Annotated in this window: 1 protein-coding gene; it reads right to left on the bottom strand. The window is 43.5% G+C overall.

Annotated elements, in window-relative coordinates; genetic code table 11:
• Positions 1-51: 51 nt before the first annotated feature.
• A partial coding sequence (locus AB4486_RS22305) for an IS5 family transposase (protein WP_136983016.1) occupies positions 52-878 on the bottom strand: 827 nt, incomplete at its 5' end.

Below are 878 nucleotides of genomic sequence, written 5' to 3'. Positions count from 1 at the left end.
GCTTTGTTTCCTAATTGGATCTCAGATAGAAACGGCCAGTATGGGTGATTATTAGGCTATTTCTATCGTTTTAGGCATACCTAACCCTGTGAGCTTATTCAACGCTTTAATCATGGCGTAGGTTTCACCAACCTGAGCATTATAGTTTCTTAAACTTAATCGCCCACCAAACAGTGTCTTTACACGGAACATAGCCGTCTCTGAAAGTGACCGTTTATGGTAACCGTACTTCTTTTTCCAATGTTTATTTGAGCCGTATAATTTCTGGCAAGCTACCGCCAGATTACGGGGGTGACCTCGTAACCAAAAAGCAGCACCTTCTCTCGGTGGAATAAGTGGAACAGCTTGTTTAATACGTATTGCTTCGTAGCATTGTCTTGTATCGTAAGCTCCATCACCAGATATCTCATTGATTCTACGACGAGTTTGATTCAGTAAATTAGGAAGAGCTTCACCGTCAGTGACATTCGATAAACTTAACTCAGCCGCAATGATTTCATGAGTGCCAGTGTCTACGGCTAAATGGAGCTTACGCCAAACTCGACGCTTCCCGTCAGTACCATGTTTTTTTACTTTCCATTCACCTTCACCGTAGACCTTTAGCCCTGTTGCATCAATGGCTAAATGCTGTATTGCGCCTCGGGTCTTTGTCTTGAATGACACATTAACCGTTTTGGCTCGTTTACTGATGCATGAATAATGAGGACATGACAACGGGAGTTGAGCGAGTTTGAAAACAGAATCGATGAATCCTTGTAACGCTCTCAACGGCATCGCGAATACTCGTTTAACCATGAGGGCGGTCGTAATGGCTAAGTCACTAAACAATCGAGGTCGACCTCGTTTACCTTGCTTGAGTTGCTTCCACTGTTGAATCG

The organism is Vibrio sp. 10N.222.55.C6, assembly GCF_041473395.1.
GTDB classification, from domain to species: domain Bacteria; phylum Pseudomonadota; class Gammaproteobacteria; order Enterobacterales; family Vibrionaceae; genus Vibrio; species Vibrio crassostreae_C.
This window is presented reverse-complemented; position numbering and strand designations above follow the sequence as displayed.